19 protein-coding genes are annotated in these 16,163 nt (G+C 58.9%); 7 read left to right on the plus strand and 12 right to left on the minus strand.

What is annotated here, in order from left to right:
• Positions 1-59 precede the first annotated feature (59 nt).
• The gene (locus P3G59_RS07800) at positions 60-1,358 is read right to left on the minus strand and encodes a mechanosensitive ion channel family protein (RefSeq protein WP_277761111.1); all 1,299 of its coding nucleotides are present in this window, start codon (positions 1,356-1,358) and stop codon (positions 60-62) included.
• A gap of 191 nt (positions 1,359-1,549) precedes the next feature.
• Here P3G59_RS07800 and P3G59_RS07805 point away from each other — a divergent pair, with 191 nt between their 5' ends.
• Complete coding sequence (locus P3G59_RS07805) at positions 1,550-2,890, plus strand: DEAD/DEAH box helicase (RefSeq protein WP_007914470.1); 1,341 nt, start codon at positions 1,550-1,552, stop codon at positions 2,888-2,890.
• A gap of 54 nt (positions 2,891-2,944) precedes the next feature.
• Here P3G59_RS07805 and P3G59_RS07810 read toward each other — a convergent pair whose 3' ends face one another.
• The 4 genes from P3G59_RS07810 to P3G59_RS07825 form a co-directional block, all read right to left on the minus strand.
• Complete coding sequence (locus tag P3G59_RS07810; protein ID WP_277761112.1) at positions 2,945-3,544, minus strand: hypothetical protein; 600 nt, start codon at positions 3,542-3,544, stop codon at positions 2,945-2,947.
• A 12-nt stretch (positions 3,545-3,556) separates the two neighbouring features.
• Entirely contained in the window at positions 3,557-4,141 is a 585-nt protein-coding gene (locus tag P3G59_RS07815; RefSeq protein WP_277761113.1) for a papain-like cysteine protease family protein, read from the minus strand.
• Positions 4,142-4,390: 249 nt separating this feature from the next.
• Positions 4,391-4,666 (minus strand): hypothetical protein, encoded by a 276-nt coding sequence (locus tag P3G59_RS07820; RefSeq protein WP_277761114.1) that lies wholly within the window; start codon positions 4,664-4,666, stop codon positions 4,391-4,393.
• 71 nt (positions 4,667-4,737) lie between these two features.
• Positions 4,738-5,475, minus strand: a complete 738-nt coding sequence (locus tag P3G59_RS07825; protein ID WP_277761115.1) for a thioredoxin family protein — start codon at positions 5,473-5,475, stop codon at positions 4,738-4,740.
• A 174-nt stretch (positions 5,476-5,649) separates the two neighbouring features.
• Here P3G59_RS07825 and P3G59_RS07830 point away from each other — a divergent pair, with 174 nt between their 5' ends.
• Positions 5,650-6,042 carry a transcriptional regulator gene (locus P3G59_RS07830; protein ID WP_122600178.1) on the plus strand — a complete coding sequence of 131 codons (393 nt, stop codon included), beginning with the start codon at positions 5,650-5,652 and terminating at the stop codon, positions 6,040-6,042.
• A gap of 119 nt (positions 6,043-6,161) precedes the next feature.
• Here the strand turns inward: P3G59_RS07830 and P3G59_RS07835 are convergent, their stop codons facing one another.
• The 3 genes from P3G59_RS07835 to P3G59_RS07845 all read right to left on the minus strand — a co-directional run bounded on the left by P3G59_RS07835 (position 6,162) and on the right by P3G59_RS07845 (position 8,222).
• The gene (locus P3G59_RS07835; protein WP_277761116.1) at positions 6,162-7,031 is read right to left on the minus strand and encodes a DUF6279 family lipoprotein; all 870 of its coding nucleotides are present in this window, start codon (positions 7,029-7,031) and stop codon (positions 6,162-6,164) included.
• A 78-nt stretch (positions 7,032-7,109) separates the two neighbouring features.
• Entirely contained in the window at positions 7,110-7,826 is a 717-nt protein-coding gene (locus P3G59_RS07840) for a TorF family putative porin (RefSeq protein WP_277761117.1), read from the minus strand.
• A 207-nt stretch (positions 7,827-8,033) separates the two neighbouring features.
• Positions 8,034-8,222, minus strand: a complete 189-nt coding sequence (locus P3G59_RS07845; protein WP_016985943.1) for a hypothetical protein — start codon at positions 8,220-8,222, stop codon at positions 8,034-8,036.
• 340 nt (positions 8,223-8,562) lie between these two features.
• Between P3G59_RS07845 and P3G59_RS07850 the strand changes: the two genes are divergently transcribed.
• From P3G59_RS07850 to P3G59_RS07860, 3 genes are all read left to right on the plus strand, one after another.
• The gene (locus tag P3G59_RS07850) at positions 8,563-9,399 is read left to right on the plus strand and encodes a S1-like domain-containing RNA-binding protein (RefSeq protein ID WP_277761118.1); all 837 of its coding nucleotides are present in this window, start codon (positions 8,563-8,565) and stop codon (positions 9,397-9,399) included.
• A 103-nt stretch (positions 9,400-9,502) separates the two neighbouring features.
• Positions 9,503-9,901 (plus strand): DUF2177 family protein, encoded by a 399-nt coding sequence (locus P3G59_RS07855; protein WP_277761119.1) that lies wholly within the window; start codon positions 9,503-9,505, stop codon positions 9,899-9,901.
• A gap of 249 nt (positions 9,902-10,150) precedes the next feature.
• The gene (locus P3G59_RS07860) at positions 10,151-11,083 is read left to right on the plus strand and encodes a DMT family transporter (protein ID WP_277761120.1); all 933 of its coding nucleotides are present in this window, start codon (positions 10,151-10,153) and stop codon (positions 11,081-11,083) included.
• Here P3G59_RS07860 and P3G59_RS07865 read toward each other — a convergent pair.
• Positions 11,028-12,209, minus strand: coding sequence for an MFS transporter (locus tag P3G59_RS07865; protein ID WP_277761121.1), 1,182 nt, complete (start codon positions 12,207-12,209; stop codon positions 11,028-11,030). The two genes, P3G59_RS07860 and P3G59_RS07865, sit on opposite strands and share 56 nt — an antisense overlap.
• A gap of 104 nt (positions 12,210-12,313) precedes the next feature.
• Here P3G59_RS07865 and P3G59_RS07870 point away from each other — a divergent pair, with 104 nt between their 5' ends.
• Both P3G59_RS07870 and P3G59_RS29455 read left to right on the plus strand, forming a co-directional pair.
• Positions 12,314-13,207: a LysR family transcriptional regulator gene (locus P3G59_RS07870; protein ID WP_277761122.1), complete on the plus strand. Its 894-nt coding sequence runs from the start codon at positions 12,314-12,316 to the stop codon at positions 13,205-13,207.
• Between the two features lie 142 nt (positions 13,208-13,349).
• On the plus strand, positions 13,350-13,478 hold the full coding sequence (locus P3G59_RS29455) for a PA1414 family protein (protein WP_003184145.1): 129 nt from the start codon (positions 13,350-13,352) through the stop codon (positions 13,476-13,478).
• A gap of 88 nt (positions 13,479-13,566) precedes the next feature.
• Here the strand turns inward: P3G59_RS29455 and P3G59_RS07875 are convergent, their stop codons facing one another.
• The 3 genes from P3G59_RS07875 to P3G59_RS07885 all read right to left on the minus strand — a co-directional run bounded on the left by P3G59_RS07875 (position 13,567) and on the right by P3G59_RS07885 (position 16,049).
• Complete coding sequence (locus tag P3G59_RS07875) at positions 13,567-13,815, minus strand: acyl carrier protein (RefSeq protein WP_277761123.1); 249 nt, start codon at positions 13,813-13,815, stop codon at positions 13,567-13,569.
• Between the two features lie 43 nt (positions 13,816-13,858).
• Positions 13,859-14,584, minus strand: coding sequence for an MBL fold metallo-hydrolase (locus tag P3G59_RS07880; RefSeq protein ID WP_277761124.1), 726 nt, complete (start codon positions 14,582-14,584; stop codon positions 13,859-13,861).
• Positions 14,585-14,669: 85 nt separating this feature from the next.
• Positions 14,670-16,049 carry a sodium:solute symporter gene (locus P3G59_RS07885; RefSeq protein WP_277761125.1) on the minus strand — a complete coding sequence of 460 codons (1,380 nt, stop codon included), beginning with the start codon at positions 16,047-16,049 and terminating at the stop codon, positions 14,670-14,672.
• Between the last annotated feature and the right edge of the window lie 114 nt (positions 16,050-16,163).

Consider the following 16,163-nt stretch of genomic DNA (forward strand, 5'->3'; position numbering starts at 1 on the left):
TTTGATCTTTAAAGTCAAAAAGATCGCAGCCTGCGGCAGCTCCTGCACGGGATTGTGGGTTACAGGAGATGTTTCTGCGGCTCCGGAATGCTGGCCGCGCCGAGCACCGCCGGCAATAACCCCGAACGCAAATCCCCACCACTCGGCTGCTGATAAAGACTCAGCCCAAACTCCGGCAACACCGCCAGCAGATAATCAAAAATATCCCCCTGAATCCGCTCGTAATCGGCCCACGCCGTAGTGCGGGTGAAGCAGTAAATCTCCAGCGGAATGCCCTGCGCCGTGGTCTGCATCTGGCGGACCATGCAGGTCATGTTCGGCTGAATCTCCGGATGACTCTTCAGATACGCCAGCGCATAGGCGCGGAAGGTGCCGATATTGGTCATGCGCCGGCGGTTGGCTGACATTGCCGCAACATTGCCCTGGGCTTCGTTCCACGCCTTGAGTTCGGCTTTCTTGCGGCTCATGTAGTCGGTCAGCAGGTGCACCTGGGAGAGCTTTTCTTCTTCGTCGTCACGGATGAAGCGCACGCCGCTGGCGTCGATGAACAGGCTGCGCTTGATCCGGCGCCCGCCCGATTGCTGCATGCCGCGCCAGTTCTTGAACGACTCGGACATCAGTCGCCAGGTCGGGATCGAGACGATGGTCTTGTCGAAATTCTGCACCTTGACCGTGTGCAGGGTGATGTCGACCACGTCGCCATCGGCGCCGACTTGCGGCATCTCGATCCAGTCGCCGACCCGCAACATGTCGTTGCTGGTCAACTGCACGCTGGCAACGAATGACAGCAGGGTGTCCTTGTAGACCAACAGAATCACCGCCGACATCGCACCCAGACCGGACAGCAACAACAGCGGCGAGCGGTCGATCAGTGTGGCGACGATGATGATCGCGCCGAACACGTACAAAACCATTTTCGCCAGCTGCACGTAGCCTTTGATCGAACGCGTACGGGCGTGTTCGGTACGTGCATAGATGTCGAGCAGGGCGTTGAGCAGGGCGCTGACCGCCAGCAGCAGGAACAGAATGGTGAACGACAGCGCCACATTGCCAAGGAAGGTCATGGCGGTCTTGCTCAGTTCCGGTACCAGGTGCAGGCCGAACTGAATGACCAGCGACGGCGTCATCTGCGCCAGGCGCTGAAACACCTTGTTGTGGCGAAAGTCATTGATCCAGTGCAGCGCCGGCTGGCGGCCGAGCATGCGGCTGGCGTGCAGGATCAGATAACGTGCCACTCGTCCGAGTATCAGCGCGAACACCAGCAACACCGTCAGGGCGAGGCCGGCTTGCAAAAACGGATGCTGTTCGAGGGTGCCCCAGAGGTCCTGGGCGTTGAGCCAGAGCTGTTTGAAATCCATATGAGCAACGATTCTTCTGTAAGACGCGATGGGCGATTAGAGCATTTAAGCCGCTGTGTATTACCGTAAGAGACAAATCGAGCAACAAAAAAGCCACTGATTACGTCCGTTTGCACAAAGAAACTCGGCCTGAGCGCTCGAAACCGGTAACCTATGCAGCTGTTTTTTTGCATATCTTCGAGGTAGCACCCGTGTTTTCCCAATTCGCCCTGCACGAACGCCTGCTTAAAGCTGTGGCCGAGCTGAAATTTGTCGAGCCAACGCCTGTGCAAGCCGCGGCCATCCCGCTGGCGCTCCAAGGGCGTGATCTGCGGGTGACGGCGCAAACCGGTAGCGGCAAAACCGCCGCTTTCGTTCTGCCAATCCTCAATCGCCTGATCGGCCCGGCCAAGGTTCGCGTCAGCATCAAGACGCTGATTCTGCTGCCGACCCGCGAGCTGGCCCAGCAGACGTTGAAGGAAGTCGAGCGCTTTTCGCAGTTCACTTTCATCAAGTCCGGCCTGATCACCGGCGGTGAAGACTTCAAGGTCCAGGCCGCGATGCTGCGCAAAGTGCCGGACATCCTCATCGGCACCCCGGGCCGGATGATCGAGCAACTCAACGCCGGCAACCTCGACCTCAAAGAAGTCGAAGTACTGGTACTCGACGAAGCCGACCGCATGCTCGACATGGGTTTTGCCGAAGACGTCCAGCGTCTGGTCGACGAATGCCCGAACCGTCAGCAGACCATGCTGTTCTCGGCCACCACCGGTGGTTCCGGCCTGCGCGACATGATCGGCAAGGTGCTGAACAACCCTGAGCACTTGCAGCTCAACGCCGTCAGCCAGCTGAACTCGACCACCCGTCAGCAAATCATCACTGCCGACCACAATCAGCACAAAGAGCAGATTGTGAACTGGCTGCTGGCCAACGAGACCTACCAGAAGGCCATCGTCTTCACCAACACCCGCGCCATGGCCGACCGTATCTACGGCCGCCTTGTGGCTCAGGAATACAAAGCGTTCGTGCTGCACGGTGAGAAAGACCAAAAGGATCGCAAACTGGCGATCGACCGTCTGAAGCAGGGCGGCGTGAAGATTCTGGTCGCGACCGACGTCGCGGCTCGTGGTCTGGACGTAGATGGTCTGGATCTGGTGATCAACTTCGACATGCCACGCAGCGGCGACGAATACGTGCACCGCATCGGTCGTACCGGCCGTGCCGGTAACGACGGTCTGGCGATCTCGCTGATCTGCCACGGCGACTGGAACCTGATGTCGAGCATCGAGCGCTACCTGAAGCAGAGCTTCGAGCGCCGCACCATCAAGGAAGTCAAAGGCACCTACGGCGGACCGAAAAAGGTCAAGGCTTCGGGCAAAGCTGTTGGCGTGAAGAAGAAAAAGACTGACGCCAAAGGCGACAAGAAGAAAACCGCTGCCAAGACGCCGACCAAGCGCAAGAGCGCCAACCGTCCGAAGCCGGACTCGTTGGTCAGCAGCGATGGCATGGCCCCGCTCAAGCGCCGCAAGCCGGCAGAGCCTGCGGCTGAGTAAGCTTTTCAGGCGTGCATAAAAAACCCGGACAGTGTCCGGGTTTTTTTTCGTCCATCAGTTGCCGAGCTGGCCACTGGTGTCGGCGTCAAAGCGCCGCTTGGCCTGATCCGCCGCCGGTTTCAATGCGGCGAGCAGGGCTGCTTCGCTGTACAACCCGGTAACCGCCAATGCCTTGGGCGTCGGCTTGATCGGGATCAGCACATCTTCACCGCCGGCATGCAGCCAGATCGCCACAACGTGCAGTGCCGAGACAAACAGCACGCGCAACTCAAGGGATTTGCCCTGTAGTGACGGTGCTTGCTCTGCCAGCTTCAGCGCAGCGATTGTCGCGGCGGCGTGATCGCCGTGGTTCAACGAGGCGAACTCGACGTGACCGCGTACCTCAGCCAATTGCGCATCGGCAATTGTCACGCCGTCGGCAAACACCAGGTAATGCCAGTCGCCGAGGCGGGCCTCTTTCAGGCCTTTGCCGTGGCTCAGGTCATCCAGACTGAGCGAGTAGCCACGGTAGGCCTCACTGAGGCTGATCTTCGCAGGTGCTGCGTTGGCGAATTGGCTATTAGCGCCAAAGCCTTGGGTTTGCAAAGCGGCTTGCAGCGCCGGACGCAGAGTCTGTACGCCGTTGGAAGGCGCCTTTGGATAAGTCAGTTGCATGATGTCGCCCTCCTAGTTTTTGACGGTGAAGTAGGTATGAGTCCAGTTGCCGCCGCCGTTGTAGGCGCGGGGAAAGGCATTCAGCGCACGGGTCGAATAGCCGTAGATCGAGTCTGCGACCAGCACGTAATCGCCGTTGGTGCCGTAGATCGTCAGGAAGTGCGCACCGCCGCCGTACCAGGCGCAACGCAAGCCGACCGGGCGGCCCATGCTGATCTGGTTCTGAATGGCCGACATCTGTAGCGAACCCTGATTCATGCCGTTGTAGCTGCGGGTGGTTTGCAGCGCCGAATCCAGATAGCCGTAAACGTTGCACGGCCCCGGCTGATTGCAGCAGTTGCGATCGAGTTGGGTGCTGGCCACGCCGCACTGAGTCCAGTTGCCGGTGCCGTAATAATTGCCGACCGAGGCGGAAACGGCCGCCCAGCACCAGTTGGTCTGGGTCTGTTTCTGCATGTTGAAGTTGAGGCTGCCAGCGGCGAAGGCGCTGATCTGTTCAGCGGTTTCGACTTCGGCGAGTTGCGGGTCAAGCAGATGGCCGGCCAGGCACCTTGGCAGTGATTCGCCGGTGAATCGTGTTGCTTCTGTGGTTAACATTTTTTCAATCCTCCATGAATGAAAACAAGCGTCCCGCTTGTGGGGGTGTTGCCGAGCGATCGGCGCTTGAGGGTTGCCATCTCCGATGGCGGTTGCCGATCTCCTTGCTCGATGTAACCGTAGTCACGAATATGCATTTGTGCAAATAAATAAATGCATTTGTGCATTTTTGAGGTCAAAAGATCGCAGCCTGCGGCAGCTCCTACAGGGTTTGGTGTAGGAGCTGCCGCAGGCTGCGATCTTTTGCTTTCAGCTTTCGGTTTTTTTCTCGGCGGTATCCAGTTCTTTCAAGCGCTGATCAATCAACTGGCACTTGTCCGGCAAATCCTTGCTGGCCGTACCCAGATCCATTTTCTGCAACTCGGCATTGATCTCTTTGGCCTTGGCCGGATTCTGCTCGGTGAGCTTGGCGACTTCCTTGGCCAGTTGTTCACGTTTGGCAGTGGCTTCTTCTGGCGTGCAGGCCCAGACGGGCAGGGCGCAGACCAGGGTGGCAGCGAGGGTGAGCTTGATCAGGGTTTTCATCGGGGCAGGCCTCAGTTCCGGTTAAGGCGGGTTAACCGGTTGAGGCCTTGAGCACGGGAAAAGTTCAGTGCTTATCGTTGTTCGTGGCAGCAGCTCGATTTGGCACCCTGCTCATACCGATCATGATGCCGCACCCACTCCATGATTTCGTCTTCATTGCGGCCCTTGGGCGTGAGGTCGAGGTAGTTGTAGGCGCCGACCAGCATGTCGAGACCGCGGGCATAGGTTGAGTACGTGTGGAAAATGTCGCCATTCGCGTTGCGGTAAAACACGCTCAGGCCCGGCATTTCCTCCTCGGCGCTGTCAGTTTTTTCGTAGTTGTAAGTAGCCTTTCCTGCTGCGACATCGTCGGCACGGGCGCATACATCGAAGTCATAGTTGAAGTCGCAGCCTTCTGAAGACACCCAGTCGAACTTCCAGCCCATGCGCTGTTTGAAGGCCTGAAACTCGTTGAATGGCGCGTGAGAAACAGCAACCACAGCGATGTCGTGATGGGCCAGATGCTGGTTGGCGCCATCAATGTGGTCGCTGAGAAACGAGCAACCCTGGCAGCCTTCCTCCCAGCCTTTGGCAAACATGAAGTGGTAAACGATCAACTGGCTGTGTTTGCCGAACAGATCGGCGAGTTTCAGTTCGCCGTTCGGGCCTTGAAAACGGTAATCCTTGTCGACTTTTACCCATGGCAACGCGCGACGTTCGGCGCTGAGGCGGTCGCGTTCCCGGGTGAAGGCTTTTTCGTGGGCGAGGTGCTGTTTGCGGGCGGTGAGCCATTCTTCGCGCGATACCACGGGATGATTCTCAACGTTCATGATGATTTCTCCTGCGGGTTGAAACCGGCTGCCTCAGACTAGTCGTTTAACGCTGGGGCAAATCGACAGACCGCCGGTCGGTCGCCGCGCGAGATGCGGCTGAACGGCTGCGCGCCACTCCGGTCACAACCTATGAACGCGCCATTCATCACGCGCACCGGAGGTTGTATCAGGATGACGACTTATAACTGGGATTTGATTGAACGCTTGCTGCACGAAGTGCAGAACAGCGCCGGCCACAGTTTCGCTCCACGGGCTTATGCCGAAGACTACGCGGCGGCGAAAGCCAGTGCGGGCGAGCCGATCGAGAACCTCGATCACTTGAAGACGCTGGCCTGTGATTATGAGCGTTTGCTGCTCCTGCGCGGCTACATCGCACCGCGTCCGGATGAGGAGGGCAGCACGGGAAACAATTTTGTACTGACGCCGCGCGGGTCCAGCCTGCTGAGCCTGATCGACAGCAGCATTCCCGGTAATGATCATCCGCGCCAGGTGCTGGATGAGCAGGACGATGCGCTAGCCGAGGCGACGTTTGATGAGGTGGCGTCTAAAGCCCAGATCGCCTAAGCCCACGCCCCCCTGTAGGAGTGAGCCTGCTCGCGATAGCGGTTTCCCAGTCAACATTGATATCACTGGAAGTCCGCTATCGCGAGCAGGCTCACTCCTACAATGGGATTCGGGCATGTTCAGGTTTTTTGCGCGGCCTTGAGGCACTTGAGGTCGTTGAAGTCTTTACGCACCCCCTCGATTTTCTTCAACAACCGCTGCCGCTGTTGCGGCGTGCTTTCGGCCATCAGGTCCACCGCCAGAGATCGTGCCTGCGCCTCGGTGTTGGCGTAGGCCTTGCGGTAATCCGCTGTCCATAAGCTCTCGCGATTGACCAGAAGGGTCTCGACTCTCTGTGGGAATTCGGGACTTTTGCGTTGCGCTACAGCCGCACTGAACTGCTTCTGCCAATGGGCGCGGTTGGCGATCCATTGCGTGTACTGATCGCCCAGGGCGGTCGACCACGCCATGACCCGCTGCTCTTGCGTGGCGCTCAAGGGGCCGAGCCAGTCGTTCAGGCGTTTGATCATGCGCGCGCCACGCTCGGCAATCTGTTGATCAAGCGGGGGTTTCAGGTATTCCTGCTGATGCTTGCGCAAATCCTTGGCAAACGCGTCATTCATTTCCGCCACCTGTTTGTCGTCCAGACCTTGCAACAGCTCGACGGCGGACGGGGTGATCTCCCGCGCCGTTTCGGCGATGGCCTGCTTGGCTTCCACCGTGCGGGCCTGCAGCGCGGCATCGGTGACCTGATTGGTTTCGACCATTGTCTGCAGGCGATCAAGCCAGTCCAGGTAGCCCGGCAATTGCGTGGTGCAATGCCAGCTCAGATGGTCCTTGAGGCGTTCGTTGAACCAGTCTTTCTGCTCGCCGTTCATGTCCAGGTAATCGCCGAGCGTCCATGGAATGATCACGTCGAGATTGCGATAGGCCAGGCCGACGCGGCTGCAAGCGCCGAGGGCGAGGGTGAAGATCAGTAGTGCAGCGATGTGCTTGAACCAGCGAGACATGGGCGAATCCTTGCGTGAGCCTGGCTTCGAGGGGCTGATTCCTATGTGAACGCAGAATGAACCCGGCAGTTCAGCCGATCAATAGAACGCGCGCGCAGCCTTGAGGGTGACGAGGCCGTCGCACTGGCTGTTGTGCCCGGAATAGGCTGAACAATCGCTGCCGCTAAGGCTGGAGTTGCTGTAGATCAGGTCGAGATCGACGCCCATGAATGGCCGGGACAGTTTCACCGACCAATCGGTAAAGCTGCCGACATAACCACCGTCCACGGCCACCGGCGTGTTCAGTTGGTGGGTGGTGTATTTCATGCTGACGCCGATGCCGAATGGCTGGTTGCCGCCAAGATCGGCAAACAAGGTGTTGTTCTGTTTATCCGGGTCGTTGCTGAAGGCCACGCCGAAACGGCTGCCGAGCAGGGTCAAACCGCCGAACAGCTCCTGGCTGTCGAGGGTATCTACTTTGGGATAGCTGTAGTGGATCATCCCGACTTCGTAGCCGAGGGTCTGATCGAAAGGCTGTTTAAAGCCGACGTAGGAATCGATCTCGAGGTTCTTGCCCGGCGTGATACCCATGCTCGGTGCGTATTGACCGACATAGAGGCCGCTGTCGTGGCTCAGGTCGAGGCCGCCATGGAACGAGCCGACTGCCGCCGGTTTGACCAGACCCTGGGCCATGCTGCGGGTGGGGGTGGTGCCAAGCTTGAGATCGAAATCGCCCAGTTCACGCTGGAAAATTTGCGCGTGCGCGGTCGTGCAAGCCAGCAGGCCTACAAGTGATAAACAGGAAGATTTGCGCATGCGTCACTCCATGAACAGCGAGGGCAGGGCAGCGGGCCTGCTGAAACGCTTGATCTAGACGCGTGCAAGGATACCGGCGAATACTCGGCATTGATGGCCGTTCGTCGATTTACCAGGATTTTTGTTTAAAGCGGAGGGGGTGTTGCGCGGTGCCAGTCCAGGCGCTTCGAAGCTCAAAGCGCCTCTGGACGGGTGTAAAACCGGGTGTTACTTCTTGCCCAGGCTGATCTGCTTGGATGGACCGAATGTCTGGCCACTGACGCCTTTGGCAATTTGCTGAATCTCGCCGCCAGACTTGAGGAACGCTGCGATCTGATCGTTGATCGATTCGCTGGTTTCAACGGCTGGAGCTGGCTTTGCTTTGCTGGTGGATGCTTTTACACGCATGGCGGCCATTAACCTGTAGAAAAGTAACTCGGCCAGGCATCGTACAGGAATAACTTGACAATTGCTTGTTAAATATCCCCCGGAATAACCCAGCACTGTGCTGCATTAATCTCGATTGAATATTCGAAATATCCGGCTAACCTGCTGTTTTAAATAAGAAGATTAATGTGCGGGCGCATTGAAATGTTCACCCGTCAGCGGTCGAGCCTGCCTGACGAGCGGCACCTCAGCCCAGCCGCAAACAAGGAAAATCAAGGCGTTGCGCCGATTTTCCAGCTGAGCCCATCTGCCCCCCGACGGCCAGGCCAAAAACGGGTAGAATGCCGCCCACGCAATGAGGGTTCTGGAAATGGCTTTAGTCGGGCGTTACAACAGTTTGCAAGTGGTTAAACACACTAACTTCGGTTTATATCTGGACGGCGGTGCTGACGGCGAGATTCTTTTGCCTAATCGTTATATCCCGAAAGATATTCCTACCGAAGATGAAGATTGGCTCAACGTATTTGTTTATCTGGACAGCGAAGACAAACTTCTCGCCACTACGGAAAAACCAAAAGTTCAGGTCGGCGAATTTGCCAGTCTGAAAGTCGTTGAAGTCAACAGCATCGGTGTGTTCCTCGATTGGGGGCTGCCGAAGGATCTGTTGCTGCCGTATTCCGAAGAAAAGCGCCAGATGACCGCCGGCGAATACTGCGTGGTGCACGTCTACCTCGACAAGCACACCCGCCGCATCACCGCCACTGCGCGTCTGGATCGCTACCTCGACAAGACCCCGGCGAACTACAGCCAGGGTCAGGAAGTTGATCTGCTGGTTGCCGAAGCCACCGACATGGGCTTCAAGGCGATCATCAACAACAAACATTGGGGTTTGATTCACAAGAACGAAATCTTCAAGTTCATGCGCGCCGGCATGAGCGAGAAGGGTTACATCAAGGAAGTCCGTGCCGACGGCAAGATCGCCCTGAGCCTGCAACCGGTTGGCCAGGAAGCGGCCAGCAGCCTGAACTCGAAGATCCTCGCAAAGTTGCGCGACAACAGCGGCACATTGCCGGTCAGCGACAAGAGCGATCCGGCGGCGATCAGCAGCCTGTTCGGTGTCAGCAAAGGCAACTTCAAGAAGGCTATCGGTGCGCTGTACAAGGAAGGCAAGATCGTCATCCATGCCGATCGCATTGAACTAACCTGAGACACCGCTGGCCCCATGTAGGAGCTGCCGCAGGCTGCGATCTGTTGATTTTAAAGGTCAACAGATCGCAGCCTGCGGCAGCTCCTACATTGAGGACGGTGTGATGAAAAGAACGCTGATGGCTTATGTTGCCACGCTGGTCACGTTTCTGCTGCTCGACGGCATCTGGCTCGGCCTGTTGATGGCGCCGACCTATCGCGAACTGCTCGGTTCGCTGATGCTGGAAAAACCGCTGCTGATTCCGGCAGCGGTTTTTTATTGCCTGTATGTTTTGGGTTGTGTGGTGCTTGTGGTGATTCCGGCAGCGACCTGGCAGTGGGCGGCGAAGCGGGGCGCGCTGTTGGGGCTGGTGGCGTATGGCACTTACGACCTGACTAACTGGGCGACGTTGCGCGGGTGGTCGGCGCAGGTGTCGTTGATGGATTGGGCGTGGGGGACGTTTGCCACGGCGGTGGCGTGTACTGTTGGTTTCTTGCTGGCGAGTCGGTTTGCCAAGGTCTGATCCGAAATGTGGGTTGGCGGTGCGGACTTCTTCGCGAGCAAGCTCGCTCCCACAGGGAGATGCATACCAATTGTGGGCGCGCGCCTGCTCGCGAATGGCGGCGCAGCCGACAGCCATTCAGCGCTGACGCCACTGAAGAACTAAATGTCTTTTCCAGACGGCTTTTTCCGCCTGACTGATTGATAATCCCCGGCACTGTTTTTTGTCCATTGGATGGCCTGCCATGTTGTGTGTGTTCGAGGTGTTGCGGTGAGTGTCGAGCGGCGCAATGCCGACAGTTTTGCCCTGCAAGTGATGATCGGTTTGTGCCTGATCTGGGGCGTGCAGCAGGTGATGATCAAATGGGCGGCGCCGGACATCGCGCCTGTCATGCAAGCGGCCGCGCGCTCGGGGATCTCTGCGTTGCTGGTGGGGTTGCTGATCTGCTGGAAGGGCGGCTGGAATCAGGTTGGCGTGACCTGGCGTGGCGGGCTGCTGGCCGGTGCGTTGTTCGGTCTGGAGTTCTTCTTCATCGCCGAAGGTTTGCAACTGACTACCGCCGCGCACATGTCGGTGTTCCTCTACACGGCGCCGATTTTTACTGCGCTGGGTGTGCATTTCCTGTTGGCCAGCGAGCGTCTGCGGCCATTGCAATGGTTGGGGATTCTGCTCGCGTTTATCGGCATCGCGATTGCTTTCGCTGGCGGCGTGTCCTGGGACAACCTCGACCGACGCATGTTGCTGGGTGATGCCTTTGGTGTATTGGCCGGTGCCTGCTGGGGCGCGACCACGGTGGTGGTGCGCGCCTCGCGGCTGTCGGAAGCACCGGTGACACTGACGCTGTTCTATCAGCTGATCGTCGGTTTTATCGGCCTGCTGCTGATCGCGCTGTTCAGCGGCCAGATCACCCATGTCAGCCTGACCCCCGTGGCGGTGGCCAGCGTGTTGTTCCAGGGCCTGGTGGTGTCGTTCTTCAGCTACTTGATCTGGTTCTGGCTGTTGCGCCGTTATCTGGCGGCCAACCTGGCGGTGTTCTCGTTCATGACACCGCTGTTTGGCGTGACCTTCGGGGTGATTTTGCTCGGCGAACAGCTCAGCCTGAACTTCATCATCGGCGCGGTGCTGGTGTTGCTCGGTATCACCTTTGTCAGCGCCGAGCAGTGGTTGCGCCGGCGTTTGCGCAAAGCGCTCGGCCAACGTTAGTCGATTGCATCGCCAGACCGCCGGCCATTAGCAAACCGCTGCCGGCGATCACCAATGCGGGCTGCAAACCGCCGCTGAAATGGCTACTCAACGCGGCCAGCAACGGGCCGCTGAGCTGGCCGACCGCAAAGCAGGCAGTGAGCATCCCGGCGTTGCGCTGGGTGGCGTGCGGCGCCAGCTCCCGCGAGCGCTGCATGACCAGTTGCATGCAGGCCAGAAAGGGCATGCCGCACAGGATCACACCCAGCGCCAGGCCAAGTCCGCTGCCCAGCAGACAGGCAAACACCCCGGCCGCTTGCAGCCACAGTGTCGCCATCAACCAGTGACGGGTCGTTGCGGGATCGTGACGACGCAGGCTCACCAGCAACACGCCAATCGCAGCGCCAAGACCGAAGCAGGGCCAGAACAGATCCGCTTGCCATTGCCCATGAAACTGCGCGTTAGCCATTTGCGAGAGAAAAGTCGCCGGGATGATGTAGCCGATGCCGTACAGGGCGTAAATCAGCGCCAGACGGCCAATGCCGCGATTCGATGAACTGGCGGCCTCCACAGCAACCGTTTTCGCCGCGACAGGCTGCGGCAGCAGTCGCCACACGCCCAGCATCATCACCAATGCAGCCGCGGCATAAATCAGCCACAACGTCGCGGACGTCTGCTGCAGCAGATGTGAGACCAGCGCCAACAACCCCGTCAGAAAAATCCCCAGACCCGGTCCGGCAAACACCAGGGCGCCCAATCTCGGACGACCTGCTGCCGCCGCCAACGGTTGACTCAACGAAGTGATCATCACCAAGACCCAGGCGCTCGCCACCCCGGTGCCAAAACGCAGCAGCAAGTGCGACCAGAAACCATTGGCCCAGAACGACGCCAGGGTCAGCAGCACGCACAACCACAAGCCGCCGTGCAGGCGTCGCTGAACCTGTTGCGGACGATGGGCGAACATCGCATCCACCGCGCCGAGCAGATAACCGAGGTAGTTGGCCGCCGCAATCAGACCGGCGGCCGTCAGGTCGATCTGCCCTTCACTGAGCAGGTGTGGCATTTGCGGGGTGAGGGCGAAACGCCCGATGCCCATGGCCATCATCAGGGCCACGAAGCAGGCGGATAAGCGAATCAATGGCGACATGGTCGGGATTCCGTTGCAGGATCAATGACCGTCAGGCTAGGACTGATTGACTTTCTTTAAAATTGAATAATAGTGAGTAACTTGTTCTGTTCTGGAGAAAGGTTGTGGAATTCAGCCAACTGCGGATCTTTCAGGCCGTGGCCGAGGAGGGATCAATTACCCGCGCCGCCGAACGCCTGCACCGGGTGCCGTCGAACCTGTCGACGCGGCTCAAACAGCTCGAAGAGCAACTGGGTGTAGAGCTTTTCGTCCGTGAGCGTCAGCGTCTGCAGCTGTCGCCTGCGGGAAAAGTCCTGCTGGACTACACCGCCAGACTCTTCGCCCTGCGCGATCAGGCCAGTGCGGCCGTCATGGGTGGCAAGCCGGCCGGTGATTTTGCTCTGGGCACCATGTACAGCACGGCGGCGATTCACCTGCCGGCGTTGCTGGCGCGTTATCACAAGCAATATCCAGCGGTGAATCTGCAGGTGCAGTCGGCCCCGAGCGGTGAGTTGTTGGAGGGGTTGCTGACCGGACGCCTTGATGCCGCATTGGTCGATGGCCCGCTGGAGTTGGCTGGCCTGGATGGTGTGCCGTTGTGCGAGGAACGACTGGTGTTGATCACGGAAATGGATCATCCGCCGGTGCGTGACGCCCGGGATGTCGAAGGGCGGTCAGTATTCACCTTTCGTCGCGGGTGTTCATATCGCATGCGTCTGGAGGCGTGGTTTTCGCACTACCACGCGACGATGGGCCGGGCGATGGAGATCGAGTCCTATCAGGGCATGCTCGCCTGTGTGATCGCCGGCAGTGGTGTGGCGCTGATGTCGGAATCGATGCTCGCCAGTCTGCCGGGGCGCGAGAGCGTCGCCGCGCACCCGTTGGCCGAGCCATTTGTGGGTGCGACAACATGGCTCATGTGGCGCAGAGGCATGGTCGGCGCCAACCTCAATGCCTGGATCGAGGTGCAGCAGGCTGTCTATCCCGCGGCTCAGATCGAAACCCGCGAAACCGCCTGAACCAATGCCGGCGAATTCTGTTCAATTCAGTAACAGATCATTGCGGATTTGGCCGAGCATTGCGTAGGACTTCGGACTATTATCAGTGCGAAGCGGCCTCAGAATTCCGGCCGCTCAGCACCACCCTGAAGGGGGCATGACGATGAAAGAGAAAATTCAAAACTGGCTGCATGATTTGGGTGTTGCCCTCGGGTTGATCGAACCGCCTCTGCAACCTGTACCGATTCGCACGGACGACGAACAGCGTCGGCGCCAGCCTCGTCGGCGGTAGTGCATAAATAAAGATCAAAAGATCGCAGCCTGCGGCAGCTCCTACACGGGTCAATGTAGGAGCTGCCGCAGGCTGCGATCTTTTGCTTTCAGTGCCGACCAATCTCAAGCAAGAACCGGCTCAAGTCATTCGCCGTTTTCGCGGTCTTGAGCATGCGGTCTTCCTCGGCGGTGAACGCCGTCAGTCCGAATTCATCTTCCAGGTGGAAGATCAGATCCTCGATATCGGCTTTCTCCAGGCCCAATTGCACCAGGCTGGTGTGGTCGTTGAACTCGCGGGTTTCCAGCAGACGCCGGATATATCGATGCACGGCGGCACGCACGGCAGCTCTTCTCATGGCAGATATTTCTGATTGTTGTTGTGCTTGAGTGAAGCAGGCCTCAGGCGTGCCCGCGCAACCACTCGTCAATCATCGAGCGCAAATGCTCCCCGGAAAAACTGCCGAAATGCCCGCCATGTACCGTGCGGATCGGCAATGCCTGCAAACGTCGCAGGCTGCTGGCGTAATCCTCAAGATTGGAGTGGTAGGCGTCTTCGATCAGCGGCCCGTCGTAAATGATGTCGCCGCTGAACAGGGTTTGCGTCGCCGCCTCATACAGGCTGATCCCGCCCGGCGAATGCCCCGGTGTGTGCAGCACCTGCAGCGTACGATTGCCCAGATCGAGCACATCGCCGTCCTCGACAAACCCGGTGGCCGGCGCGGCTTTGACCCGGTATTCGGCGTAGCACAACGGGCAATCCGGATGCGCCTCGAACATGTCATCGCCGACGAACGCGTGGCTCAGATCATTCTCGCCATCGGGTGCGGCGAGGATGTCGGCTTCGGCGCGATGCACCAGCCGTTCGGCAAATTCATGATGGCCGGCGATATGGTCGAAATGACAATGACTGGCCACCGCCACCAGCGGCCGTTCGGTAATCCACGGCAATTGCTCGCGCAGGCTGACCAGTCCTGAACCGCTATCCAGCAACAGGTCTTTGTCGCGGCCCTGAACGTGCCACAGGTTGCAGCGGTAGAACGGCCGAATGTACGGCTCGTGAATGAGCCGAATGCCATCGCTCAAGCTCTGCACCTCAAACCACTGATCGCGCGAAACGATCTTCATAAGCCATTTTCTCCAGACGAAAAAAAACGAGTGTGGCAACCGACGCCACACCCGTCGAAGAAAGCATCAAGTCGTTACTTAGAGCTTACACCGCACTCGCTACGGTCGCCGGGCGAGGGGAGACCAGGCTCACCACCACAAAGCTCACCAGACCCACCGCCAGGCTGTAGTAGATCGGCGTGTTCGCATCCAGACCGTCCTTGAACATGAACAGCAGTGCGGTAGCGAAACCCAGGCCCATGCTGGCGATGGCGCCGGCGGTGGTCGCGCGTTTCCAGAAGATCGCACCGATCAGCGGGACCAGCATGCCGCCGACCAACAGGTTGTACGCCAGCGTCAGGGCGCTGATCACGTCATTCACCACTAGCGCGATACCCAGCACCACGACACCGGTCAGCAGGGTGAACAGGCGGTTGATGCCCAGGCTCGACGGTTTGCCGCCACGCAGCTTCGGCAGCAGGTCTTCCGTCAGAGTGGTGGCGGCGGCGAGCAGGCCGGCACTGGCGGTGGACATCATGGCCGCGAGTGCCGCAGCGATCACCAGACCACGGATGCCGTCCGGCAGCGACAGTTTGACGATGGCGGCGAAGGCGTTGTTGACGTTGTCCAGATCCGGGATCAGCACGTGCGCAGCCATGCCGATCAGCGCGCAGGCCAGACCGTAGACGATGCAATAGATGCCGGCGATGCTGCCGGCGTACTGTGCGACTTTGGCGGTCTTGACGGTGAACACCCGTTGCCAGATGTCCTGACCGATCAGGATGCCGAAGAAGTAGATCATGAAGTAGGTGATGATCGTGTCCCAGCCAATGGTGGTGAAGCTGAAGGCGGTGGCCGGCAGTTTCAGAACCAGTTCGTCCCAACCGCCGACGCGGTACAGGCAGATCGGCAACAGGATGAACATCAGGCCCACAGTCTTGATGATGAACTGGACGATGTCGGTGAGGGTCAGCGACCACATGCCGCCGATCGCCGAATAAACCACCACCACGCCACCGCCAAGCAGCACCGAGATCCAGAACGGCAGGCCGAACAGCACTTGCAGCACGGTGCCGATGGCGAGGATCGAGGTCACGCCGATCATCAATGCGTAGGCCAACATGATCGCCGCGCTCGCCGAGCGGGCCATCGGGTTGTAGCGTTTTTCCAAAACCTGGGTAACGGTGTAGATCTTCAGTTTCAGCAGCGGCTTGGCGAGGAACAGGTTCAGCGCGACGATGCCGCAACCGAGGGCCGCGCACAGCCAGAAACCGGAGATGCCGTGCACATAGCCCAGACGCACGGTGCCGACGGTGGACGCGCCACCCAAAACGGTCGCGGCCATGGTGCCCATGTACAGGCTTGGGCCGAGGTTACGACCGGCAACGAGAAAGTCCTCGTTGGTCTTGGCCTTGCGCATGCCGAAGTAGCCGAGCAAGAGCATGCCGGCGGCGTAGATGAGGACGACGAATAAATCCAAAGCCATGATGGCGTGTCTCCGATTGTCTTTTTTATGGTGAAACAAATTTGGTTCAGTGGTGCTGCCCTTTGTAGGCCTTCGCCTGCTCGCGATAGCGGTCTGTCAGTCACATCTTTATTG

Source organism: Pseudomonas sp. A34-9 (assembly GCF_029543085.1).
Taxonomy (GTDB): Bacteria; Pseudomonadota; Gammaproteobacteria; order Pseudomonadales; family Pseudomonadaceae; genus Aquipseudomonas.